Raw genomic sequence first — 22509 nt, 5'->3', positions numbered from 1 at the left:
TCGCCGCTAAAGCCGCGGATTTGGACTGCCTGAAAACGGTCGGGCGGCTTTACCTCGCCAAACGATGCGATCGGCGCCCCGGAAAGGCGATGAAGGGTGGTAAGCTGCCGCTACGCGCCGTCTCGGTCCAAACGGATTGCCTCTTCCAAAAAACGTTGCGGTTCTCGAACAAACTTCATGGCCCGCGATTGCATGATCGTTCTGACGACAGCTTCCCGGTTCGGCAGAAGGATCGCCCCATCCCTCGTGGCAAGGATGCAATCGAAATGGCGCGCGAGTCCGCAGATACCACCGACTAAATGTAATGAGAGGTCTGCCACATTAAGGCGGAACTGAATGTCCTCAATGACCTGCCCATCGAAGAAGACCTGAATGTCATCGGTCTTCTCATCGCCCCAAATTCGTAGGCTGGCGGACCAAGAATTTTTCTCGGGTAGTAGTGTGCCAAGCCTGGCAAACAGCACATCGGCATCGGTGCTTGAGAAACCCAGACGAATTTCATCGAGTTGCTCGCGCCTCATCCGTGCAGCAGTGGCTCCAGCGATACGGGCCGATGATGCTGGAACGAGGTCAAGAACGAATTGCCAAACCGCCATCGTCATATCGTAGCGCGTGATCGAACGTCCGCAATAGGGCGTTGTCCGGTCAGGCTGCATTTCTTCCCGAGCGGCGAGCACCGGACGGACGGCTATAGAGCGCGGCGCTCCCCGCCCGGAATAGCGAAAACGAGCGCAATGCGGTTGTTAATCCCACCAGCTCGGAAAGAGCCTGCTTCAGCCTGCCCGCTCGCCCGTCACCTTGGCCGAGCCGAACATGCCCATCTTGCACTTGCCTGCAATGGTGCTGCCGGTCACGGTCAGGTCGTATTTCAGGGTGATCTTCATCGGCTTCTCGACCTTGAGGTCGAAACGAACGCGGTTTTCATCGACGGTGCCGCCCTCGAAGTCCTGCGTGCCTTCCGGGCTGGTGAAGCGTCCCGAAACGGCTGCGCCCTCGGTACGGAAGGTGACGACCATCGCTTGAGGCCCCATCGGGGTCTTGAGCACCATGTTCCAGTCACCGTCGAGCCCGGCGGGCGGCACCTCGGATTCGGGAACCGAGGCCGGCTCGGCCTGCATGACGGGCTCCATCGCCGGCACTGGCGCCGGGGTTTCTCCCGCCGCCATACCCGACTGCCCTCCATCTTTGCGCACGCCTGAAACATCGCGTTGCTCGATCACGTCGAGGATGCGGGCAGGCGTGAGCGGAAGCACCAGGTCCTCGATCTCGCCAAAGGGGCTGAGCGCATCGGCGATAGCGTTCACCAGCGTCGGCGGGCCGATGATGGCACCGCCTTCACCTACGCCGCGCATCCCGCCGATCGTCTGCGACGGGGTATTGGCATGGACGAACTCGAACACCGGCACGTCGCTGATCGACGGGAGGAGATAGTCCTTGAACGTCGCCGCCTGCGGGTTGCCGCGCGCGTCGTATGGCATCTCTTCCAGCAGGACCATGCCGATCGCCTGCGCCAGCCCTCCGGATATCTGTCCCTCGACGACACCGGGGTTGATGACGGTCCCGCAATCCTCGCTCGATATCCAGCGCAGGATCTTCACGAAGCCGGTTTCCGCATCGACTTCCACCACGCAGGCATGCGCCGCGCTGGTGAAGGTCATCGGCGGGGGCTGGTAACGGAACTGCGCTTCCAGCCCGGCCTCGAAACCGGGTGGCAGACGGTGCGGTTCGCCATAGGCGATGTTCGCGATCTCACCCAGCGATCGCGACATTTCCGGGGCGCCGGCGATGTGGACCATGCCGTCCTCGATGGTCACGGTGTCGATGGAGGCGTTGTACAAGTGGGCTGCCAGAACCTTTACCTTGTCCGCCAGCAGTTCCGATGCGCGGATCGCCGCGCCCCCACCGATCACCCCCTGCCGGCTACCCGCCGCGCCGGGGCCGAAGCCACCACGCGAACTGTCCCCCTCGAACACGGTCACGTCGTCGTAAGCCACGCCGAGCCGGTCGGCGATGCATTGCGCCATGGTCGTGGCGGTGCCGTGGCCCTGCGAATGGGTGGACATCAGGGCGGTTACCTTGCCGGTCGGCTCGATCCGCACTTGCGCCAGTTCCCCGGTCATCGTCACCATGCTGCCCGCCGAGCCGGTCGGCTCGATATAGGCGGCAACGCCGAGGCCGAGATAGCGCCCTTCCCCCCGCGCCTTCGCCTGTTCGCGGCGGAAAGCGGCCACGTCGAAATGCGCAACCAGCTTTTCCAGACATTCGCCGGGCGTGATATCCTCCAGCGGGATGCCCATGCTCGACACCGTCGGCTGATCGGAAAGATAGACGAGATTGCGGCGGCGCAGTTCGATCGGATCGATGCCGAGCTTCCTCGCCGCCTTGTCCAGCAAGGTTTCGCGAATGAGCGATTCCATCGCCCACGGCCCGCGATAAGCCGCCAGCCCGTTGGTATTGCTGTACCACCCGCGTGAGACAAAAGCGTAGGCGGGCATCCTGTAGGCCGCCCAGACGAACATATGGACGGCGATATTGCTGTCCGCCCCCTGCGGATAAGCGCCGTTGTTGCAATCATAGATGCCGTGGCTGGCGATCAGCCGCCCCTCGCCGTCAAACCCGGCCTGGAGGCTCATCTCCGCTTCCCGGCACTGGCTCGACGCGGTGAGCGCCTCGTAGCGATCCTCGGTCCACTTGAGCGGACGCCCTAGCAGCATGGCCGCGCAGATGACTGCGCATTCCTCCTTCCACGGTGTGTTCTTGAGCCCGAAGGAGCCGCCCACGTCCTTGGCGATCACCCGGATCGCGGCATCCGGCAGGCCAAGCGCCAGGCTGACCCAGCGCGCGATGTTGTGCGGGCTCTGGCAGGTGATCCAGAGGTTGAGCTCCTCGGGTCCGTCCCGGCTCGCCAGGATCGCGCGGTTTTCCATCGGCGACTGCGAGATGCGCTGGTGGACGACCTTCTGGCTGACCCGCAGCGCTGCGCCCGAAAGCGCCGCTTCCAGTTCCTCGTCAAGCTCCTCGTCGCCGATCTCCGCCGCGACATTGCTCTCGGTGCCCGGATGGATCGGCGCTGCCGCCTTCGCCTGGGCAAGGGTGACAACCGGTTCGAGTTCCTCGATCTCGACCTCGACGAGCGAAGCGGCATCTTCCGCCTGGGCGCGGGTCTCGGCCATGACCATCGCCACCGGCTCGCCCACGTATTGCACCAGCATATCCGCCAATGGAGCGACCGGCACTTCCGAGGGCGTGAAGAAGAAGCTCATCATCGTGATCGGCCGCAGCGCCAGGTCGGCGGCGGTCAGCACCGCGTGGACGCCGGGCATCTGCAGCGCTGCGGCGCCATCGATCGAAACCAGCCTGCCGCGCGCCACCGGACTGCGCACGAACGCAACGTGAAGCATGCCGGGCAGCACCACATCATCCGTGAACTGGCCGCGCCCCGTCAGCAGGCGCGCGTCTTCCTTGCGCGGAACCCGCTTCCCGATCCAGCGCGCAGCGCCAATGCCCGAGGGTTCTGCGTTCATGCCGCCTCTCCCGCGCCGGAGACGGATTGGGCCAGTGCCTTGGCCGCGCGGCGTATGCCCTGATATCCGGTGCAGCGGCAGATATGGCCCGACATCGCCTCGATCATCTCCTGCTCGCCCGCGGCGGCCTCTCCCGCCGTCAGCGCGGCAAAGGTCATCAGCACGCCGGGCGTGCAGAAGCCGCACTGGAGCCCGTGCGCATCGCGCATCGCCTGCTGGACCGGGTGGAAAGTGCCGTCAGGCGCGGCAAGGCCCTCCACCGTGGTCACCTCCGCCCCATCGGCCTGGACCGCCAGCATGAGGCAGGATCGCACCGCCCTGCCGTCCACCAGCACCGTGCAGGCACCGCAAACCCCGTGCTCGCAGCCGAGGTGGACACCGGTGCAGCCCGCCTCCAGCCGCAGATAATCGCCAAGGCTCGTGCGCGGCTCGACGGTGGCGCTGCGATGCTGGCCGTTGACGGCGAGTTCGATCCGCCATCCGCTTTGAGGCTCGCTCATGCCGCATCCCTCAGGTCGAGTGTTTCACGAAGCGTCCGTGCGAAGATCCTGCGGCCCACGGTCCGGCGGTATTCGGCGCTGGCGTGGTGATCGTCGAACGGCGCGGCGTCGGCCACGGCCAGTTCCGCCACGGCGCCGGGATCGATCTCGGAAAGGCTCCTGCCGATCAGCGCGGCTTCTGCCCGGCGCATTCGGATCGGGGTCGGGCCCATGCCGAACCAGGCCAGCCCGGCCCGGGAAACGACGCCGCCATCCAGAACCACGCAGCCTACCATGCCGACCAGCGCGAAATCGCCCGGTCGCTGCGCCACTTCGCGAAACAGCACGAGGTGGCCTTCGGGCCAGTCGGGATAGACGATGCCGGTCAGCAGTTCGTCACTCTCCAGCACAGTCATGTAAGGGCCTATGTAGAAGTCCGTGGCGGCAACCGTGCGGCTGCCGCGCACCGAGGCGATCTCCAGCGTCGCGCCGAGCGCCACCGCCGTGGCCGGCATTTCGGCTGCAGGCTCGCCCAGCGCCACCGAACCGCCCACCGTTCCCCGGTTCCGCGTCTGGTAATGCCCGACATGGCCAAGCGCCGTCACCATCGCCGGCAGATGGCGCGCCAGCGTGGCATCGACCAGGGCATCGGCCTGCCTTGTCATCGGCCCGACGCGGATGCCGCCCGTGACGCGGGACACGCCGGTGAGTTCGGGAATGCGGTTGATGTCCACCAGGATGAAGGGCTGGCTCATCCTGAGATTGAGCAGCGGCATCAGCGTTTGCCCGCCCGCGATCACGGTTGCGCCGCCGCCGGCCTCGGAAAGTATGCGGCAAGCCTCGGCCACGCTGGATGGCCGGGCATAGTCGAAGGGAGCAGGCTTCATCGGCGCGCACCTCCAACGTTTCCGCGTCGCCCGGCCTCGAAAGCCGCTGCCGCAGTCACCACGAGCAGCATGAGCACCACCAGCATCTCCGCATGGAGGCCGCGCGCGCCCAGCGTGAAGCCGGCGAGCAGTGCCAGCACCAGTGCGGCGATCCAGCCCCAGATCGTGCCGCGACCAGCCGCCGCATCGGTAACGACGGGCCTGAAGGCGGCAGGTGCCGCTGCCGCTGCGGCTGCCTCAGGCTCTGCCTGTCCGGCGCCGGTTGCCTGCTCCCCCGCACACACGCGCCGGAGCGCCCCCCGTGACCACATCGCCGAACTTCGAAAAGAACTTCCCCGCAAGGTTCCTTGCCGTGGCGTCGATGATCGGACCGCCAAGCTGCGCCATGCGCCCGCCCACTTCCGCCTCCACCTCATACACAACCAGCGTACCGCCATCGCCGGTGTCGCTCAGCCGGACGTTCGCGCCGCCTTTGGCACTTCCGGCGATCCCGCCGTTACCCGTTCCCGTGATCCTGTAGCCATTGGGCGCATCGAGATCGGAAAGCTGCACCTGCCCTTTGAACCGCGCACCGATCGGCCCGATCTTCACTTCGGCCGCCGCGACGAAACGGTCTTCGCCATCGCGTTCAAGGCTTTGGCAGCCGGGAATGCACTGTGCGAGCACTGCCGGATCGTTCAGCGCCTCCCAAACCTTTCGGCGCGGTGCTGCGACCCTCTGCTCGCCATTCATCTGCATCCGCGCACTCCCAGATCGCTGCCGTCTTGCCCGCGGCCCATCGGCGCGGATGAAACGACGGGATGCGGTTCAATGCAAGAAGTATGAGCGACACTGTATCTTATTCCCCGGGGCGATGAGTGCCTCAGGCGCTGGCTAGACCTCCCGGCGCCCGTTACCACTTCGCCCGATGCCGAAGGAACGGCGCGAAAAGGAGAGGTCATGAGCGCAACCGTCATCATCACTGGCGCCGCCGGAGGCATGGGCCGCCCGGCCGCAACCCGTTTCGCCGCGCAGGGCTATTCCCTGCTGCTCTGCGATGTGAACGCCGAACGCCTTGCCGCGCTCGCATCGGAACTCCGCGCGGGCGGCACCGAAGTCTCGACCCTCGCCGGGGACATTTCCGCACCGGAGTTCCCGCAGCAGCTACTGGACGCATTGGGCGACGCCCCGCTGTTCGCGCTCGTTCACACCGCCGGGCTCTCGCCCAGCATGGCAGAAGCGCCGCGCATTCTCGAAGTGAACTATTTCGCCACCGAAAGGCTTGTCGCCGCCCTCCTGCCCCGCTTCGAAGCGGGCGGATGCGCGGTGCTGATCTCGTCGATGTCGGCCTATCTGCTGGGCGACCCCGCCATGGTATCGGCTGTGCAGGACCTCGTCGCCGGCAAGGGCCGCGAAGGGGTGGACGGGCACGCAACCAATCCCGGCATGGGCTACACGCTTTCCAAGCGCGCAGTGATCGGCCTCGTCGGGCGCGAAGCGGCAGCCTACGGTGAACGCGGCGTGCGGATCGTCTCGATCGCGCCGGGCTTCATCGATACCGAAATGAGCCGCGCCGAAGCCAAGGCCAGCGAACAGATGGTGCGGATGATGGGAATGACCCCGCTCGGCCGCCTCGGCGTGGGCGACGAAATCGCCTCGGTCGCGGAATTCCTCTGCTCTCCGGCGGCAAGCTACGTCAGCGGGTGCGACATCAAGGTGGATGGCGGAATCATGGGGCGGCTGGGGATCTGATCCCCCCGCCGGGGTGATTGCCCGCGGCTTTCACCCCGTCGATGCGCTTTCGCATTCCACCACCGTCGCGATCCGAAACGAGGCGCGGTCGAACAGATTGCGCTCGTCGGCGACGATCTCGTCCGGCATCAGGCTGGTGGTGATATAGCCGAGCGTGGCGCGATAGATCGCCTCGTCCTCGAACCAGAGTTCGGTAATGACGTCCGGCCCGTCAAGGAAGGCGCCGGTTTCGGGATGGACTTGCGGATCGACATAACGCCGGATGTAGCGACTGACCCCGCGCGAATAGCGTTCCGCCAGCGGCGCATGACGCGTCTCGTAATAAGCGCGGAACTGCTCGACCGTCAGATCGGGCCGACGCTTCATGAACAGCAGGATCTTGTGGAATGGCCCGGCCATGACGCATATCTCCCGTTCCACCGGTTCGTCCGGCGTTCGCGGGATGGCCTAACATGGCCTCTCTGCGGAAGGCAGGGCGGGCCGTGCCGCCACGGCGATAAAGGACGCCAGGCGGTCCGGCGTCCCTCTATTCTGTCAGGCAAACCATTCCAGCCGCCCGATCACCTCATTCGGCTTCGCCGAGCGGCGCGCCCCTGGCATCATTTGCGGCGGCTACGATCGGAACCGAAGCGGGCGCCTGCACCGCGCCCTGCACCAGATTCGCAAGCGAAGCACCGTCGAGCCCCAGTTCCTTCATCAGCCCGTCGATCACCGGCGCCTGTGCCCGATAGGCCAGCGCCGCGCTGACCGCGTCGTTGGCCAGATTGCCCGAACCACCTGCCGCAGCCGGGGAAGCTCCCGCGCCGCCCTTCTGGGTCAGCCCGTCGACCTGCACGATCTTGATCGAATCGATAGCCTCCAGCGGCCGCACGGATTCGCGCACGATTTCCGGCAGTACCTTGAGCAGCGCCAGCTTCATCTGGAGCGAGATCTGGTCGGACGAAAGGAGGTTCGCCGCCTCGTTGACGGCACGCTGACCGGCCGCCTCGACCTCGAAGCGAACGCGCGACGCTTCGGCGCGGAGCTTTTCCGCTTCGGCCTCACCTTCGGCGGCCAGCCGGAAGGCTTCCGCCCGGTTGGCAGCCGCCTCGCGCTCCGCCTCGGCCTCTACCTTGATGGAGATCGCCTGCCGCTCGGCTTCCTTGCTGGCCTCGATCAGTTCGATACGCTTGACGCGCTCCGCCACCTCGGTTTCACGGCTGGTGACGACCTGTTCCTCGGCGGCGACCGCCTTGGCGCGCGCCTCATCGGCCTCAGCCTTGGCCTGGCTTTCCTCGCGGCTCTTGTTCTGGATCGCGATCTGCTGGCCCTGCCGCGCCAGTTCGACGGCCTGCGCCTGCGCGATCTTGGCCTGCTGGATGGTGCGGTCCGATTCGATCTGCTGGGAATCGACCTGCTGCTTGGCGATGATCCGGGCTTCTTCCGCCTCACGGCTGCGCAGCGCCTGTTCGCGCGCCACTTCCGCGGCCTGTTCCGCGCGGCGCATCTCGATCTCGCGCTCCTGCTCCAGCTTTGCGAACTCGTTGTCGCGCTGGATCGAAAGCGAAACGCGCTCCGCTTCGAGGTTCTTCGTCTCGATCTGGACGCGGGTGTCCTGCTCGATGTCGTTCCGGGCCTTCTTGCGCAGTTCGATCTGCTCGGTCAGCTTGGTCAGACCCTCGGCATCGAAAGCGTTGTTCGCATTGAAGTGTTCGATCGAGGTCTGGTCGAGGCCGGTCAAGGAGACCGATTCCAGTTCCAGCCCGTTCATCGCGAGATCGGACGAGGAGACCTGCTGCACCTTCTGCACGAAATCCGCGCGCTGTTCGTGAAGCTGGTTCATCGTCATGCCTGCCGCCACCGAGCGCAGCGCATCGACGAACTTGCCTTCGACGAGTTCCTTCAGCGCCTCGGGATGCATGGTCCGCGCGCCGAGTGTCTGCGCCGCCATGGCGATGGCGCCCGCATCCGGGCGGACGCGGACGTAGAATTCCGCCTTCACGTCAATTCGCAGTCGATCGAGGGTGATGAGCGCATCCTGGTTCTTGCGCTCCACCGCGAGACGCACGGTGTTCATGTTCACCGGCATCGTCTCGTGGAATACCGGCAGGACCAGCGCGCCGCCGTTCATCACGACCTTTTCACCGCCGAAGCCCGTGCGAACGAACCCGATTTCCTTCGAGGCACGCTTGTAGAGCCGCGCCAGCATGAGGCCGAGCGCCAGGAACAGGACCAGAGCGATGCCGGCCAGAATCGCGATGCCGACGAGGTCTTGCATGTTAAGAATTCTCCCGTTGATGCCCGCCCGAGAAAAATGGCGCGCAGGCATTGAATTTCACGGAAGTTCTTATCCGAAATTCGCAAAATCTTCCATAAAAACCGGACCGGTTTGCTCGATTTTCAGTGCTTTAATCGAACCGATCCGGAGTTTCCCATCCTCAATTCAGTCAAGGCGCGGAAGATAGTGGTCGCCCCGGGCGATGCCCTTGAATACGTCGCCATCGCGGCGGACCAGCAGGACCTTTTCGCCCTGTACGAAGCGTTGGCCGTGCTCGTCAGGCTCGACCATGACATTGTGGGGCTGCCCATGGAAATCCACCACCCGGCCCCGCGCGGGACTGCCCGGCGTTGCCGTGCCGACGAGAATCTCCGCCTCCCGGCCGACGAGGGCGGAAATGTCGATCGCGGTCGTCTCGTCCTGCGGGATGATCCGCCCCAGCCCGCGCGACAGCATGCCGGTGACCGGCAGCGAAGCGAGGCCGACGACCGGGGCGACCAGCCATGCACTCCAGGTGTGGCCCGTCAGCGAGAGCAGCAGTTCCTGCGCCGAAATGCCCACCAGCCCAAATACGGTGAGCAGCAGCATCAACCACATCAGGAACGGCACGCGGCCGATGCCGAGAACCGAAAGCAGGCCTGCATCGATCCCGCCATGCGCATGGACACCGGCATGGGCATCGACATCCGCGTCACCGCCCAGAAAGTCGCCCGCGCCCACGATCTGGAGCAGCGCAAACATCAGCATCAGCGCCAGCGCGACGGAGAACGGCAGGCTCCCCGCCCGCGTCAGCAGGTCAACCATCGTCGCGGGCGTCGATATACTTGGTTTCGAGAAAGCGTCCGCGCGTCGCCAGCGCGTCGAGATCGTTGCGCGACAGATCCAGACTCATCGTCTCGATCTGCCCGGCGATGACATCGAGGCCCTCGACCAGTTGCTGCGAAGGCGTGGTTCCCCCGGCATGGGGCTTGTTCCGCAGTTCTGCGGGAATCCGGGTATAGCTGTCCACCAGCGAGGGCAGGTGTTCGGATAGCAGCTTCCGCACCTCGCGCGCGGCGGGGCCGCTATCCTCCAGCGTGGCGAGTTGCGGCGCCAATTGCTCCAGGCGCACACCGATCATGTCCACCGCGTCCACCGCGGCATTGGGCAGGGCGCGGCGGCGGCTTTCCAGCCAGAGTTCGGTCGATCCCGCCAGTTCCGGCAATGTCGCGCTGCCGAGTTGCTCGGCACGGGGCCGGGGCGAAGAAGGATAGATCGAGAGAACGATGAACACCGCAAAGGCAAGCAGCGTGGTGAGGACCGTCGTCGTGAAGGACAGCCCGCCCAGGATGAGGCCCGCCGTCAACGCCACGATGAAGATGCCGAACAGCGCCAGGAACGCCCGACGAATGCGGCGCCAGCGGAAGTTCCAGCGCTCCTTGCGCGCGTTATAAAGCCGCGCCGCGCGCTGGCGGCGGGCGGCGCGGATGATTTCCTGGTTCACGGCACTGCGATTGCGGGGAGTGACGGGATTGGCCATGGCGGTCAGTCGAGCGCCTCCAGCATGGCTTTCGCCGCCTTGTCGCTACCCAGCGCGGTGCCTTCGGCCTGCCCCTGCGCGCGGGCGATATAGGCCTTGGACTTCGTGACCTCACCTTCGAGCGATTGCACCGTCTGCTTCATCGAATCGAGCGCCTGCATCTTGAAGGTGTCGATCGAATCCATCGTGTCGTAGATGTTCTGAAAGGCGCGGCTGAGGGTTTCCAGCGGGATCGTGGAATTCGCCGCCTGCTCGTGGATGCGGGCGGTGTTGTCCTTCAGCATCTGGCCGGTGCCGTCGATGATCCGCGCGGTCGTGGTGTTGAGCGCGGTGATCTGGTCCAGCACCAGCTTCTGGTTGGCCATCGCCTGCGCCACCGTAACCGCGGTGCGCAGCGCGCCGACGGTGGTGGTGGAGGCCCGGTCCACGCCCTTGATCAGTTCGACGTTGTTCTTCTTGACCAGATCGAGCGCGAGGTAGCCCTGCACCGAAACCGCCATCTGCGTCAGCAGGTCCTGCGTCCGCTGGCGCACGTAGAACAGCGCGGATTCGCGCACCGCCTTGGCCTTGGCAGGGTCGGTATGGTCGAGGTCGTTGGCCTTCTGCTCCAAGGTCTCGTCCAGCGCCTTCGACATGAAGATCATCTGTTCGAGCTTGCCCATCGCCGCCCAGAGGTTCTGCCGCTCCACGTCGATACCGGCATTGTCCATCAGCAGTTCGTCCTTGCCCCCCTGCAGGCGGGCGAGGATCGCGCTGATGTGGCCCTGCGCGCTCTGATAGCCGTCGAAGTAGTTCCGCAGCTTGTTGCCCATCGGGATGATCCCGAAGATCTTGCGGCGCGAGAGCAGGTCGCCCTTGGTCGAAGGGTCGAGGTCTTCCACCGTGCGGCGCAGCTCGGCAAGGTCGGCGCCGACGCCGGCGTCCTTGTCCATCGCCCGCACCGGACGATCGAGGAAGCGGTTGGACTGGCCGGCGGCCTCGGAAATCTCCTTGCGACCCATGTTGGTGATCTGGTCGACACGGCGGCCGAATTCGGGCGAGTTCACGTCCTGGGACACCAGGTCGTTCACGAATTCATCGACGCGGACCTGCAATTTGGACTTCTGCTCGTCGCCCACGGGGACGAGACCGGCCGCCTTCTCGGGCTGGACCACCGGCACCGGATCGGGAGGCGTCAGCTTCAGCTCGCCTGTGGTCGCCTGATCGGTCGTAGTGGCCATGGAAGAAAGTCCCGTCCTTCAAGAAGTGTAGTCGTCGTCTGCGAATCTAGGATTGCGCGCGAATACTGCAAGCAAAACAGGAAGACGCCGGTTTACTGTTCGACGAGCCGCATGGCACGTTCGTCGGTCTCGTCGCAGTCGTGCACCAGCAGCATCGTATCGTCCCGCGCCACGAAGCACAGCTTCAGCCCCGCCGCCCGCGCCCGGCGAACGGCCAGGTCGGTGGGTGCGGAAATCGCGACGAGCAACGGGCAACCGGCGCGCGCGGCCTTCTCCACCAGTTCGTAGGAACAGCGCGAGGTGACGATCATGAAGCCCGCGCCCGGATCCATCCCGGCCCGGGCGAGCGCGCCGACCAGCTTGTCCAGTGCATTGTGCCGCCCCACGTCCTCGCGCACCAGCACCATGCGGCCGGACTCGTCGCAGAAGGCGGCGGCATGCGTGGCATGTGTCTCGCGCCCCAGCGCCTGCCCGGCCTGCAAACCGTCAAGCCCGCGCCGGATCGCCGCTGCCGTCGCCCTGCTCGGCCGCTTCAGCACCGGCAGCGGACGCAGCGCCGCTTCCACGCCTTCGATACCGCAGATGCCGCAGGAACTGTCACCCACGCGCCGCCGCGCCCGCGCCACGATCGCGCCGATGCGCTCAGGCGGCAGGTTCACGCGGGCCACGTAGCCGGTGCCCCATTCGCCGTTCTCCACCCGGTGCACGGCCACTTCGCCGACTTCGTCCGCCTCGGCGAGCCCCTCGGCCATCAGGAAGCCGGTCACGAAATCCTCGATGGCGGTCGGAGTCGCCATCATCACGGCATAGGCGATGCCGTTGGTCTCGATGGCGATGGGCGCCTCGACCGGAATGGCGAAACGTTCTCCCGCGCGCAAGTCCGTCCCGTAAGCATTGCGGCGGACCGTGATCGTCTTTGCACCATTCATCTCGCCGTCCTAGCCTGCATGCCGGGCAAGGTCATCCGTCAGATTTCGGCCTTGATCTGCGCAAAGGCCAGAAGCGCGAACAGACCGGTGCCGCCGATCACATTGCCGACCAGCGTGGGCGCCAGATGGAGAGCGAAGGCATCGAGCATCGGTATCTCGCCGTGAAGGACGAGGAGGAACATCTCCGTCGATCCCGCTACGACATGCGCGAAGCCGCCCGCCGCGATCAGCCAGGCGAAAAGACCGACCACGAAAATCTCGAAGCCCTTGGAACTGGGCAGCATCCACACGAATGCGGCGATGAAGAAGCCCGCGGGAATGCCGTCCAGCAGCGCGGTCAAGCCGCTGGCCTGCGCGGCCTTGCGAGAGACATCGAGCATGCCCGCCAGCGTGGGATGCGCGGGATCGGCGAAGATGTCGATCAGCAGCGCTGTCAGGAAAGTGCCCACGAGGTTGGCGGCGAGCACGATCGCCCAGAGCCTTGCCGTGCGCCATAGCCGCTCCACATTCGGCCCTGCCAGCAGCGGCAGCACGGCCGTGAGCGTATTCTCCGTGAAGAGTTGCAGGCGTGAGAGCACCACCAGCACGAAGCCCATGGCATAGCCGAACGCGGAAATGAGTTCGCGCTGGGGGTGATCCGCGAAAGACTGGTGGAGCAGGCCCTGCGCGAAGACCGATGTGGAAATGCCGATGCCCGCGGCGATGCCGGACCACCAGAGCGACATGGCGGGGCGGTGGAGTTCCTCTTCGCCCTCGCGCCGGATCACCGAGAACACGGTAATCGCCGAAAGCCGCAGGTTGTCCTTGATCTGGCCGCGTTCGTGGCCGGTCAGGCCGGATTCGTCGGCCTCGATCTCGCGGTCGGATTGCCGGCGCTCGGGATCGTCATGCGAAAGATCGCTGGCGTCGTCGGTTTCCGGGTCGGTCTGGGCGGCATTGTCCATGCCGTCAGAACCGTCCCGGAGAGCCTATGTTCCGTCAGGGCTATCGGCCGGTCAGGCGTAGTCCTCGGTATCGATGGTCGGCTTGATCATGTCCGGGTAGCGATGGCCGGCAATGGTCTGCTGGTTCATCAGCGCGCCCGCCTTCTCCAGAACGGCCGCATCGATTTCCAGCGCGGCGGCCGCGTGATTCTGGTCGAAGTGGGGAATCGAGCGGGTGCCGGGGACGGCATGGACATGCCCGGCCTGCGCGAGGACCCAGGCCAGCGCTAACTGCGCCGGGGTGACGCGGATCGACGAGGCGAGAGCGTTGAATTCCTCGATCAGCGCGAGGTTGTGCGTCCAGTTCTCGCCGACAAAGCGCGGGAAATTGCGGCGCAGGTCCTTCTCGGTGAGCGTGTTCACATCGGCCAGCTCGCCGCCCAGCGCCCCGCGCGCGACCGGCGAGAAGGCGACGAGCGCAATCCCGAGTTCGCGCGTGGCGTCCAGCACGCCCAGTTCGACATTGCGCGTCCAGAGCGAATACTCCGTCTGCACCGCCGCCACCGGATGCACCGCGTGTGCCTCACGGATATGCGCGGTGGACCATTCGGACACGCCATAGGCGCCGATCTTGCCCGCCTCGATCGCGCGCACCATGGCGCCCACCGAGTCGGCAATCGGCACCTTGGGATCGAAGCGGTGCATGTAGAACAGATCGATGTGATCGGTGCCCAGCCGCTTCAGGCTGGCGTCGAGCGAGGCGGTGATGCTCTCCGGCGCACAGTCGATGCCGCGGCGGGCGCCATCGATCAGGATGCCGGTCTTGGAGGCCAGCAGGAACTCGCCGCGCCGGTCCATGATCGCTTCGCCGAGGATTTCCTCGCTCAGCTCCATGCCGTAGATGTTGGCGGTGTCGAAGTGATCGCAGCCCGCGTCCAGCGCGTGGCGGAACAGGCGGGCCGCCTCCTCGCGAGACGGCGGGTTGCCGTAGGCCCAGGCCACATTCATGCAGCCGAGACCAACAGAGTGGACCGGACGGCCCGCGAGGAGGCGTTTCGTCATCAGGACCAGCCGTCCTGCGCTTCGAGGCTCTGCGCCAGTTCGCCGATCACGCGGTAGCAATCGAGCACCTTGCCGACCGACGAGTTGGGCTCACGCCCTTCGCGGATGGCGGCGACGAATTCGCGGTCCTGAAGCTCGATGCCGTTGTTCGACACGGTGACGCCGGTGAGGTCGATCGGCTCTTCACGGCCGTTCACCAGATCGTCGTAACGCGCGATGTAGGTCTCGCTGTCGCCGATGTAGCGGAAGAAGGTGCCGAGCGGGCCGTTGTTGTTGAACGAGAGCGAGAGCGTGCAGATCGCGCCGGTCTCAGCCTTCAGCTGGATCGACATGTCCATGGCGATTCCCAGTTCCGGGTGCTTAGGCCCCTGCAGCACGTTGGCAGCAACGATCTTGCCCGACTGATAGGCGAACAGGTCGATCGTGTGCGCGGCGTGGTGCCACAGCAGGTGGTCCGTCCACGAGCGCGGCTGGCCCTTGGCGTTCATGTTCTTGCGGCGGAAGAAGTAGGTCTGCACGTCCATCTGCTGGACGTTGAATTCGCCCGCGGTGATCTTGTTGTGCACGTACTGGTGCGAAGGATTGAAGCGGCGGGTGTGGCCGACCATGCAGACGAGGCCCGTTTCCTGCTGCTTCGCCACCACGGCTTCGGCATCGGCCCAGCTGTCCGACAGCGGAATCTCGACCTGCACGTGCTTGCCCGCGTTCATGCAGGCGATAGCCTGCTGCGCGTGCATCTGCGTGGGGGTGCAGAGGATCACGGCATCGACATCGGGCAGCGCCAGCGCTTCGGCCAGATCGGTGCCGGAGTGCGGCGCGCCGTACTTGGCGGCGACTTCGGCGGCCTGCTCGGCCGAGCGGCTGATGACCGAGGCGATCTCTACGCCATCGATGTTCTTCAGGCCGTCGAGATGCTTTTCACCGAAAGCACCCGCGCCTACGAGGGCAATACGCATGGAAATCTCCTTGGAAACTCTATCAAGGGAAGGAGCGTGCCGGCGTCAAGCACCGGCACGCGGAATCAGTCTGCGAGATGCTGCGAGGCCGCGCCTTCGACGGTCGTCGAGGACGGCACGTCGCCGTTCACCGGCTCCAGCACGATGTGGCCGACCGCCGTGTTGCTGGCAGGCACATGGTAGAAACGCCGCAGTTCTCGGGTTTCCTTGCCCAGCGCGCCGCGCATGATCAGCCACATGACCATCTCGATGCCTTCGCTGCCGGTTTCGCGCAGGTATTCGATATGCGGAATGCACCGCAGTTCCTGCGTGTCGCCCGACAGCTTGTCGAGGAACATGTTGTCCCACTCGGCATTGATCAGGCCCGCGCGCGGACCCTGAAGCTGGTGGCTCATGCCGCCGGTGCCCCAGACCTGCACGTTCAGGTCCTCATCGAAGCTTTCGACGGCGCGCGCGATCGCCTCGCCCAGCGCCCAGCAGCGGTTGCCCGAGGGCGGCGGATAAGTGACGACGTTGACCGCCAGCGGGATCACCTTCACCGGCCACTTTTCCGGCTTGCCGAACATCATCGACAGCGGAACGGTAAGGCCGTGATCGACGTCCATCTCATTGATGATGGTCATGTCGAATTCGTCGAGGATCAGGCTCTGCGCGATATGCCAGGCAAGGTCCGGATGGCCTTCCACGTCGGCACGCGCGCGGGCCCCAGCCCTCGTCCGCCGGCTTGTAGCTTTCGCCGCAGCCGATCGCGAAAGTGGGGATGATCTTCATGTCGAACGCCGAGGCGTGGTCGTTGTAGACCAGGATCACGACGTCCGGCAGGTTCTCCGCTTCCCACTTCTGGGTGGGCGCGAAGCCTTGCTGGATCGGCTTCCAGTAGGGATCTTCCCACTTGTCGAAGTCCGACGCGACGCCGAGCGCCGGGATGTGGCTGCAGGCGATGCCGTGCGTAATGCGGGCCATCTTAGCGGTGCTCCTTAATGGAGCGCTGGCCCTCGGGCGAGCGGCCCCCGGCGATCATCATCGCCTGATAGTCTTCCAGCTTCATGCCGGTCATCGTCGAGACGGCCTGAAGGAAGCTCAGGCCATCGGTCGAGAAGACCTTGGCGAGGAAGTAGATATTGCCGCCCAGATCGAGCAGGCGGTTGTAATCGCGGGCGAGAACGCCCTGCTTCTGGTCCTCGGTCATCGGCCATTCGTCAAGATAGGCGCGCTCGTCCGCCTTCCAGCGCTCGCGATTCTCGGCCTTCATCAGGCTCATCGCGAACTGGTTCAGGTGATAGCCCTGCCGTGCGCGCTTCGCGGTGTAGACGCGCGTGCCCGGAATATCGTCGAACTCACCGAGATAGGCGTGGATGTCGATGGGACCACCCGCGTTCTCGCAAGGATTCTTGTCGGTCGGATTCTTGGCGTTCACAGGCCACGTTCCTTGAGCTTGGCGTCAAGGCGCGGGAAGACCTTGCGCACGTTGCCTTCGAAGATCGCGTGGCGCTCCTCGTCGGAGATGTCGAGCGCATCGACATAGCGCTTGGTGTCGTCGAAGTAGAAGCCGGTCTGCGGGTCGATCCCGCGCACCGCGCCGACCATTTCGGAGCCGAACAGGATGTTCTTGTTGTCGATCACGTCGGCCAGCAGGTTCACGCCCGGCTGGTGGTAGACGCAGGTGTCGAAGAACACGTTGTTCATGATGTATTCGTCCAGCGAAGGCTTCTTCAGCATGTCCGCCAGACCGCGATAACGGCCCCAGTGGTACGGCACCGCGCCGCCGCCGTGCGGGATGATGAAGCGCAGCTTGGGGAACTTCGCGAAAAGATCGCCCTGCATCAGCTGCATGAAGGCCACGGTGTCCGCCGCGATGTAGAAGCCGCCGGTGGCGTGCATCGCCGGGTTGCACGAACCCGAGACGTGGATCATCGCCGGAACGTCCAGCTCGCTCATCGCCTCGTAGATCGGGAACCAGTATTCGTCGGTCAGCGGCGGATGCTCGAAGTGGCCGCCGCCCGGATCGGGATTGAGGTTGCAGCCGATGAAGCCCAGTTCCTCGACGCAGCGGCGCAGTTCCTTCACCGAGGCGGAAAGGTCCGCCTTGGGGCTCTGCGGCAGCATGCACACGCCCACGAACGTCTCGGGGAACATGTGGACCACGCGGGCGATAAGATTGTTGCAGTGGACCGCCCATGCCTCGGACATGGCCTGATCGCCGACATGGTGCGCCATCGCGCTGGCGCGCGGGCTGAACACGGTAAGGTCGGCGCCGCGCTCCTTGATGAGGCGAAGCTGGTTGTCCTCGATGGTCTGGCGGATCTCGGCGTCCGAGATTTCCGGGTAAGGCGGCGCGGCTTCACCGGCCTTGAACGCGGCGATCTGGGCTTCACGCCAGGCGTCATGCGCCTTGGGCAGGACGGTATAATGTCCGTGACAGTCGATGATGAGCGACATGCTCAATTCTCTCCCTTGAGTACGCCTGCCGCGACTGCCGCCGCGAGCTTGGCTTCGAATCCTTCGGGCGGCGGCACCAAGCCCAGCGCGCCCAGCGCCTGCTGCCAGGCAACGGTGTTTTCGGTCATGAGCGGCGGGATGCCCAGCGAACGCAGCATTTCCGCCGCCTCATCCATCTCGGCGGCGCGGCGGCGGCCGTGGACCAGCATACGGTCGAGATTGTAGTCCGCGCGGCTTGCCCAGGGAATGGTCTTCTCGCTGGCATCGAGCGAGGACAGCACCTCGTCCGCCACGCCTTCGGCATGGGCGGCCATCATCATCTCGGCGGTCAGCGCCTCAAGCCCCTTGACCATGACCGAGCGCACCAGCTTGATCGCCGAAGCCCGGCCGACCGCATCGCCGACGACGCGGACATTGGTGAAGCCCACCGCCTTCAGCGCGCTTTCCGCCTCTGCGGCATCGGGGCCGGACACCAGCAGCGGCACCTTCATCCGCGCGGGGTTCACCGGCGCGAGCACGGCCACGTCGACATAGCGGCCCTTGCCTTGAGCGATCACCTTTGCGGCCGCCCGCTTGGTGCCCGGCGCGACCGAGTTCATGTCGCAGAACAAGGCGCCCTCGCCCAGGAGCGGTGCGACCTGTTCCGCCACCAGCGGCGCAGCATCTGCGGTGACGAGCGAGAGCACCAGCGAGGCGCCCGCAAGCGCCTCGGCCGTGCTGTCGCAGGCGGTGATGCCGAGTTCGGCCATGACGTCACGGCACGCGGGAAGAATGTCGAAGGCACGAGCCTGCGCCGACCAATCTCCTGCTCCCGCGAACGTCGATCCGGCTTCTCCAAACCCGATAAGGGCGATCGATCTGTCCATGCCTCCTGTCATGCCCTGATTGGCTGAAAGCGGCCAATTGGAACCACCCGGAAGCTATAAGCCCTGCCTAAAAGCAGCTCAGCGCGAAACCTCTCGCGCCGCCCATTCCAGATCGGCGAAAAATTCGCTCTGAACCTCGGTCGGACGCAGGGAAGCGCGGGTCGTCATGCCGATATGGCGGGTGAATTCGGCCGGAAGCCGCGATAACTCGCAGAGCCAGCCCGCTTCCAGTTCCACCGTCACCTGATCGGGCGACAGCACGGTAAGGAAATCACCGCCCATCATCACTTGCCGGATCATCATCACCGATCCCGATTCGACCGGCACTTCCGGCAGCGGCACGCCGTGCTCCTCGAAATAGCGCTCGAAACTGTCGCGCAGCGGCGTGCCGCGCGGCGGCAGCGTGAAGGGAAAGCGGGCGACATCGGCAGCGCGGGGGTTCGTACCTTCCAGCGGATGCCCCTTGCGGCCGTAGACCGCCGGACGATCCTCGAAAAGCGGATGCTGGATCAGGTCGCCCTCCACCAGCGGATCGCGCAAGGCGCCGACCATGAGATCGAGCGTGCCGTTGCGCAGCGGCTCGACCAGCTCGGCGCGCGATCCCTCGACGATGTTGAGCTTCACCCTGGGCCGCCGCGACAGGAATCGGGCCACGGCGGCGGGCAGGATGCGGGCACGGGAAAGCGGCATGGCGCCAATGGCGATGCGCCGCGTTTCCAGCCCGCGCAGCGCCTCGACCTCGGAAAGACCGGCCTCCAGTTCGACTTTCGCCAGGCGGAATTCGCGGGCGAGCTGGGTGCCGGCCTCGGTGGTGATCACGAACTTGCCCTGCCGCGCCACCAGCGGCCGCCGCAGCGCCAGCGCCAGATCGTTGACCGCGCGGTGGATCGAAGGAAGCGACAGCCCGGTTTCCTGTCCGGCCCCGGCATAGCTGCCCGTTTCCGCCAGCGCGAGCAGCGCCCGCAGGCGCGACATGGTGACGTGCGGGCTCTGGATATGGGAAAGCGCCGCGCCGATGCGGGGGGCGAGGATTTCTCCGGCCCGGGTCGGGATCATGCCATCGTGACGACGCTCGAACAGCGGCAGCCCGATCATTGCCTCAAGCCGCCCCAACGCCTGTGTTATCGCAGGCTGACTGAGGTTTACGGCCAGGGCGGCGGCATTGACCGTCCCCAATTCGGCGATCTTGGCGACTGCACGCAAATGCCGAAGGTTGAAGTTCCAGATGTCCATGGGGCCACTCTTAGCCAAATCCTATGGCGCGTCCAAAGTTTCTCTTTCCCCCTTCCCGCACGCTCCGGCAGGAAGCCGACTGCGGGACAAGGAGATGGCGTGATGAGTGCAACCGGGCCGGTCGAGCAGGGCGTTCGCTGCATGTGGATGCGCGGCGGCACTTCCAAGGGCGGCTATTTCCTCAAGAGCGACCTTCCCGAAGACACCGCGGCCCGCGACGCGTTCCTGCTTTCCATCATGGGCTCCCCCGATCCGCGCCAGATAGACGGCATGGGCGGCGCCGATCCGCTGACCAGCAAGGTGGCCGTCGTCAGCAAATCCACGCGCGAGGGCATCGACGTCGACTACCTGTTCCTTCAGGTCTTCGTCGATCAGGCGCTCGTCAGCGACCAGCAGAACTGCGGCAACATCCTCGCCGGGATCGGCCCTTTCGCCATCGAGCGCGGGCTGATCGAGGCCCGGGGTGACGAAACCGCCGTAGCCATCTTCATGGAGAATACCGGACAGGTCGCCGTCGCCACTGTGCAGACGCCCGGCGGTATGGTCTCCTACAAGGGCGAGGCCGCGATCGACGGCGTTCCCGGCACCCATGCCCCGATCCCGCTGGAATTCCGCGACACCGCCGGTTCTTCCTGCGGCTCGCTGCTGCCCAGCGGCAACGCGGCCGACGAAGTGAACGGCGTGCGCGTGACCCTGATCGACAACGGCATGCCCTGCGTCGTCATGAAGGCCGAAGACGTGGGCGTCACCGGCTACGAGGACCGCGAGAGCCTGGACGCCAATACCGAATTGAAGGCCAGGATCGAGGCCATCCGCCTTGCCGTGGGCGAACGGATGAACCTGGGCGACGTCAAGGACAAGTCGGTTCCCAAGATGATGCTGGTCGCCCCGCCGAAGCACGGCGGCGCGGTGACCGTGCGCAGTTTCATTCCCCACCGCGCCCACGCCACGATCGGCGTGCTCGGCGCGGTCTCGGTGGCCACGGCCTGCCTGATCGAAGGCTCGCCCGCCGCCGAAGTCGCCCAGATCCCCGAGGGTCGCCGCAAGACGCTGTCGGTCGAACATCCGACCGGCGAGATGTCTTGTGTCCTCGACACGGACGAGGGCGGCGCCGTCAAGAGCGCCGCCCTCCTTCGTACCGCGCGCAAGCTGATGGACGGGGTGGTTTTCGGGTAAGCATCAAAAACCATTCGCTGCATGGCAACAACAACGGTTATCAAGCGCTTGGGACCAGGGCCGACGGGCAAACAAGTACGGCCTCCCCGCTTTTTGGAAGATAACTGCCAGGAGCAGCGACATGGCATCGAAGACCATCCTGACGACAACCCTAGCCGCATTTGCGCTGGCAGCCGCCATGACCGGCTGCAAGGGCTCCGAACCCGCCGCGACCACGACGAACGCCTCGGGCGAGCCGGTGGACGTTTCCGAGACGATCGAGCGCGCGAAGCCAATTTCAAGGCGATCGGCAAGGCCAACAAGGCCGCAAAGTCCGCACTGGAGGCCGCAAGCCCCGACTTCGCCACGGTCGCCGCCTCGGCAACCTCGATCCAGACCGATGCGGGCAAGATCGTCGGCCTGTTCCCTGACGGCAGCGGCAAGGAATCGGGCGAGAAGACCGAGGCCCTGCCCACGATCTGGCAGAAGCCTGCCGAATTCAAGGCTGCGGCCGACAAGCTGGCAACCGCAGCCGGCAACCTCAAGGTTGCGGCCGACGCCAAGGACGCCAAGGCCGCGACACTGGCGATGGGGGAGATCGGCGGAGCCTGCAAGGGCTGCCACGACACCTTCCGCGAGAAGAAGCAGTGAGTTCACACAAGGGTGCGGCGACCGTCCGCACCCCGCTGTGGGACTGGCCGGTCCGAATCATCCACTGGAGCTTCGCCCTGTTGATCCCGGCGCTCTGGTGGACGGCCGAAAACGGCGAGATGGGCTGGCACACCAGCATCGGCACGATCCTGATGCAGTTGGTGGTGATACGCGTGCTCTGGGGTTTCGTGGGCAGTTCGACGGCGCGATTCTCCTCGTTCGTGCGCGGACCGGGCGCGGTGCTGAGGCACTTGCGTTCACAGAACGACACGCCGACCGCCGGGCATAACCCCGCAGGCGGCTGGAGCGTCGTCGTCCTGCTCGGCCTGATGGCCCTGCAAATCGCGCTAGGCCTCTTTGCGGGCGATCCCGACGACGGCACGACGGGGCCGCTCAATCACCTCGTCTCCTCGACGGCGGCGAGCCGCGTGACCGACCTGCACGAAACGGTGTTCTACCTGATCCTCGCGATGATCGTGCTGCACCTTGCGGCGATCGTCTATTACCGCGTCATCAAGCGCGACAACCTGATCGCACCGATGATTACCGGCGCCCGCGCCATGCCCGCCGGGACGACCGGCATGGTGAAGGCACCGGTCTGGCGGCTGATCGCCTGCATCGTCGCGGCCTGGCTGACAGGCTGGGTGGTCTGGGTCGGCGCGGCCTGAGATTGCGCTA

At 65.5% G+C, this 22509-nt stretch carries 23 protein-coding genes and 1 pseudogene; 4 read left to right on the top strand and 20 right to left on the bottom strand.

Annotation, left to right across the window (positions count from 1 at the left end; genetic code table 11):
• Positions 1-110: 110 nt before the first annotated feature.
• The 6 genes from ADT71_RS21385 to ADT71_RS21360 form a co-directional block, all read right to left on the bottom strand.
• Positions 111-602, bottom strand: a complete 492-nt coding sequence (locus ADT71_RS21385; protein WP_156336731.1) for a hypothetical protein — start codon at positions 600-602, stop codon at positions 111-113.
• A 171-nt stretch (positions 603-773) separates the two neighbouring features.
• On the bottom strand, positions 774-3524 hold the full coding sequence (locus ADT71_RS21380; protein ID WP_054440080.1) for a xanthine dehydrogenase family protein molybdopterin-binding subunit: 2751 nt from the start codon (positions 3522-3524) through the stop codon (positions 774-776).
• A complete protein-coding gene (locus tag ADT71_RS21375) occupies positions 3521-4024 on the bottom strand; it encodes a (2Fe-2S)-binding protein (RefSeq protein WP_054440078.1) in 504 nt (167 codons plus the stop codon). The genes ADT71_RS21380 and ADT71_RS21375 overlap by 4 nt, the downstream gene beginning before the upstream one ends.
• Positions 4021-4890, bottom strand: a complete 870-nt coding sequence (locus ADT71_RS21370; protein ID WP_054440076.1) for a xanthine dehydrogenase family protein subunit M — start codon at positions 4888-4890, stop codon at positions 4021-4023. The genes ADT71_RS21375 and ADT71_RS21370 overlap by 4 nt, the downstream gene beginning before the upstream one ends.
• Positions 4887-5174, bottom strand: a complete 288-nt coding sequence (locus ADT71_RS34225; RefSeq protein ID WP_054440074.1) for a hypothetical protein — start codon at positions 5172-5174, stop codon at positions 4887-4889. The genes ADT71_RS21370 and ADT71_RS34225 overlap by 4 nt, the downstream gene beginning before the upstream one ends.
• The gene (locus tag ADT71_RS21360) at positions 5128-5628 is read right to left on the bottom strand and encodes a CoxG family protein (protein ID WP_054440072.1); all 501 of its coding nucleotides are present in this window, start codon (positions 5626-5628) and stop codon (positions 5128-5130) included. Before ADT71_RS21360 ends, ADT71_RS34225 begins: the two co-directional genes overlap by 47 nt.
• Positions 5629-5829: 201 nt before the next feature.
• Here ADT71_RS21360 and ADT71_RS21355 point away from each other — a divergent pair, with 201 nt between their 5' ends.
• Positions 5830-6621: an SDR family NAD(P)-dependent oxidoreductase gene (locus ADT71_RS21355; RefSeq protein WP_054440070.1), complete on the top strand. Its 792-nt coding sequence runs from the start codon at positions 5830-5832 to the stop codon at positions 6619-6621.
• A 30-nt stretch (positions 6622-6651) separates the two neighbouring features.
• Here ADT71_RS21355 and ADT71_RS21350 read toward each other — a convergent pair whose 3' ends face one another.
• From ADT71_RS21350 to ADT71_RS21285, 14 genes and pseudogenes are all read right to left on the bottom strand, one after another.
• Entirely contained in the window at positions 6652-7020 is a 369-nt protein-coding gene (locus tag ADT71_RS21350; RefSeq protein WP_054440068.1) for an EthD domain-containing protein, read from the bottom strand.
• 166 nt (positions 7021-7186) lie between these two features.
• Positions 7187-8878 carry a flotillin family protein gene (locus tag ADT71_RS21345; RefSeq protein WP_054440066.1) on the bottom strand — a complete coding sequence of 564 codons (1692 nt, stop codon included), beginning with the start codon at positions 8876-8878 and terminating at the stop codon, positions 7187-7189.
• Between the two features lie 165 nt (positions 8879-9043).
• Positions 9044-9682, bottom strand: coding sequence for a YqiJ family protein (locus ADT71_RS21340; RefSeq protein WP_054440064.1), 639 nt, complete (start codon positions 9680-9682; stop codon positions 9044-9046).
• A complete protein-coding gene (locus ADT71_RS21335; protein ID WP_054440062.1) occupies positions 9675-10397 on the bottom strand; it encodes a hypothetical protein in 723 nt (240 codons plus the stop codon). Before ADT71_RS21335 ends, ADT71_RS21340 begins: the two co-directional genes overlap by 8 nt.
• Positions 10398-10402: 5 nt before the next feature.
• Positions 10403-11617 (bottom strand): toxic anion resistance protein, encoded by a 1215-nt coding sequence (locus tag ADT71_RS21330; protein ID WP_054440060.1) that lies wholly within the window; start codon positions 11615-11617, stop codon positions 10403-10405.
• 92 nt (positions 11618-11709) lie between these two features.
• On the bottom strand, positions 11710-12546 hold the full coding sequence (gene fdhD, locus ADT71_RS21325) for a formate dehydrogenase accessory sulfurtransferase FdhD (RefSeq protein WP_054440058.1): 837 nt from the start codon (positions 12544-12546) through the stop codon (positions 11710-11712).
• 38 nt (positions 12547-12584) lie between these two features.
• Complete coding sequence (locus ADT71_RS21320; protein WP_054440056.1) at positions 12585-13490, bottom strand: formate/nitrite transporter family protein; 906 nt, start codon at positions 13488-13490, stop codon at positions 12585-12587.
• Positions 13491-13541: 51 nt separating this feature from the next.
• Positions 13542-14531: an aldo/keto reductase gene (locus ADT71_RS21315; RefSeq protein ID WP_054440054.1), complete on the bottom strand. Its 990-nt coding sequence runs from the start codon at positions 14529-14531 to the stop codon at positions 13542-13544.
• Complete coding sequence (locus ADT71_RS21310) at positions 14531-15487, bottom strand: Gfo/Idh/MocA family oxidoreductase (protein ID WP_054440051.1); 957 nt, start codon at positions 15485-15487, stop codon at positions 14531-14533. The genes ADT71_RS21315 and ADT71_RS21310 overlap by 1 nt, the downstream gene beginning before the upstream one ends.
• Positions 15488-15552: 65 nt before the next feature.
• Positions 15553-16450, bottom strand: a pseudogene (locus tag ADT71_RS21305) (class III extradiol dioxygenase subunit beta).
• 1 nt (position 16451) lies between these two features.
• Positions 16452-16904, bottom strand: coding sequence for a protocatechuate 4,5-dioxygenase subunit alpha (ligA, locus tag ADT71_RS21300; protein ID WP_231636081.1), 453 nt, complete (start codon positions 16902-16904; stop codon positions 16452-16454).
• Entirely contained in the window at positions 16901-17926 is a 1026-nt protein-coding gene (locus ADT71_RS21295; protein ID WP_054440050.1) for an amidohydrolase family protein, read from the bottom strand. Before ADT71_RS21295 ends, ligA begins: the two co-directional genes overlap by 4 nt.
• 2 nt (positions 17927-17928) lie before the next feature.
• Positions 17929-18792, bottom strand: a complete 864-nt coding sequence (locus tag ADT71_RS21290; RefSeq protein ID WP_054440049.1) for an NAD(P)-dependent oxidoreductase — start codon at positions 18790-18792, stop codon at positions 17929-17931.
• A gap of 78 nt (positions 18793-18870) precedes the next feature.
• The gene (locus ADT71_RS21285; protein ID WP_054440047.1) at positions 18871-20025 is read right to left on the bottom strand and encodes a LysR family transcriptional regulator; all 1155 of its coding nucleotides are present in this window, start codon (positions 20023-20025) and stop codon (positions 18871-18873) included.
• A 102-nt stretch (positions 20026-20127) separates the two neighbouring features.
• Between ADT71_RS21285 and ADT71_RS21280 the strand changes: the two genes are divergently transcribed.
• The 3 genes from ADT71_RS21280 (at position 20128) to ADT71_RS21270 (ending at position 22499) form a co-directional block, all read left to right on the top strand.
• Positions 20128-21201 (top strand): 4-oxalomesaconate tautomerase, encoded by a 1074-nt coding sequence (locus ADT71_RS21280; protein WP_054440045.1) that lies wholly within the window; start codon positions 20128-20130, stop codon positions 21199-21201.
• A 93-nt stretch (positions 21202-21294) separates the two neighbouring features.
• Entirely contained in the window at positions 21295-21831 is a 537-nt protein-coding gene (locus ADT71_RS21275; protein ID WP_054440043.1) for a cytochrome c, read from the top strand.
• Positions 21828-22499, top strand: coding sequence for a cytochrome b/b6 domain-containing protein (locus ADT71_RS21270; protein WP_054440042.1), 672 nt, complete (start codon positions 21828-21830; stop codon positions 22497-22499). The genes ADT71_RS21275 and ADT71_RS21270 overlap by 4 nt, the downstream gene beginning before the upstream one ends.
• Positions 22500-22509 lie beyond the last annotated feature (10 nt).

It is taken from the genome of Novosphingobium sp. ST904 (genome assembly GCF_001298105.1).
Taxonomy (GTDB): domain Bacteria; phylum Pseudomonadota; class Alphaproteobacteria; order Sphingomonadales; family Sphingomonadaceae; genus Novosphingobium.
This window is presented reverse-complemented; position numbering and strand designations above follow the sequence as displayed.

Excerpts from the sequence above, each read along its gene's own strand:
- ADT71_RS21355 (WP_054440070.1), top strand. The coding sequence starts at position 5,830 with ATGAGCGCAACCGTCATCATCACTGGCGCCGCCGGAGGCATGGGCCGC.
- ADT71_RS21280 (WP_054440045.1), top strand. The coding sequence starts at position 20,128 with ATGAGTGCAACCGGGCCGGTCGAGCAGGGCGTTCGCTGCATGTGGATG.
- ADT71_RS21360 (WP_054440072.1), bottom strand. The coding sequence starts at position 5,628 with ATGCAGATGAATGGCGAGCAGAGGGTCGCAGCACCGCGCCGAAAGGTT.
- ADT71_RS21340 (WP_054440064.1), bottom strand. The coding sequence starts at position 9,682 with ATGGTTGACCTGCTGACGCGGGCGGGGAGCCTGCCGTTCTCCGTCGCG.
- ADT71_RS21310 (WP_054440051.1), bottom strand. The coding sequence starts at position 15,487 with ATGCGTATTGCCCTCGTAGGCGCGGGTGCTTTCGGTGAAAAGCATCTC.
- ADT71_RS21285 (WP_054440047.1), bottom strand. The coding sequence starts at position 20,025 with ATGGACATCTGGAACTTCAACCTTCGGCATTTGCGTGCAGTCGCCAAG.
- fdhD (WP_054440058.1), bottom strand. The coding sequence starts at position 12,546 with ATGAATGGTGCAAAGACGATCACGGTCCGCCGCAATGCTTACGGGACG.
- ADT71_RS21330 (WP_054440060.1), bottom strand. The coding sequence starts at position 11,617 with ATGGCCACTACGACCGATCAGGCGACCACAGGCGAGCTGAAGCTGACG.
- ADT71_RS21380 (WP_054440080.1), bottom strand. The coding sequence starts at position 3,524 with ATGAACGCAGAACCCTCGGGCATTGGCGCTGCGCGCTGGATCGGGAAG.
- ADT71_RS21345 (WP_054440066.1), bottom strand. The coding sequence starts at position 8,878 with ATGCAAGACCTCGTCGGCATCGCGATTCTGGCCGGCATCGCTCTGGTC.
- ADT71_RS21335 (WP_054440062.1), bottom strand. The coding sequence starts at position 10,397 with ATGGCCAATCCCGTCACTCCCCGCAATCGCAGTGCCGTGAACCAGGAA.
- ADT71_RS21385 (WP_156336731.1), bottom strand. The coding sequence starts at position 602 with ATGACGATGGCGGTTTGGCAATTCGTTCTTGACCTCGTTCCAGCATCA.
- ADT71_RS21370 (WP_054440076.1), bottom strand. The coding sequence starts at position 4,890 with ATGAAGCCTGCTCCCTTCGACTATGCCCGGCCATCCAGCGTGGCCGAG.
- ADT71_RS21375 (WP_054440078.1), bottom strand. The coding sequence starts at position 4,024 with ATGAGCGAGCCTCAAAGCGGATGGCGGATCGAACTCGCCGTCAACGGC.
- ADT71_RS21315 (WP_054440054.1), bottom strand. The coding sequence starts at position 14,531 with ATGACGAAACGCCTCCTCGCGGGCCGTCCGGTCCACTCTGTTGGTCTC.
- ADT71_RS21295 (WP_054440050.1), bottom strand. The coding sequence starts at position 17,926 with ATGTCGCTCATCATCGACTGTCACGGACATTATACCGTCCTGCCCAAG.
- ADT71_RS21350 (WP_054440068.1), bottom strand. The coding sequence starts at position 7,020 with ATGGCCGGGCCATTCCACAAGATCCTGCTGTTCATGAAGCGTCGGCCC.
- ADT71_RS21290 (WP_054440049.1), bottom strand. The coding sequence starts at position 18,792 with ATGGACAGATCGATCGCCCTTATCGGGTTTGGAGAAGCCGGATCGACG.
- ADT71_RS21320 (WP_054440056.1), bottom strand. The coding sequence starts at position 13,490 with ATGGACAATGCCGCCCAGACCGACCCGGAAACCGACGACGCCAGCGAT.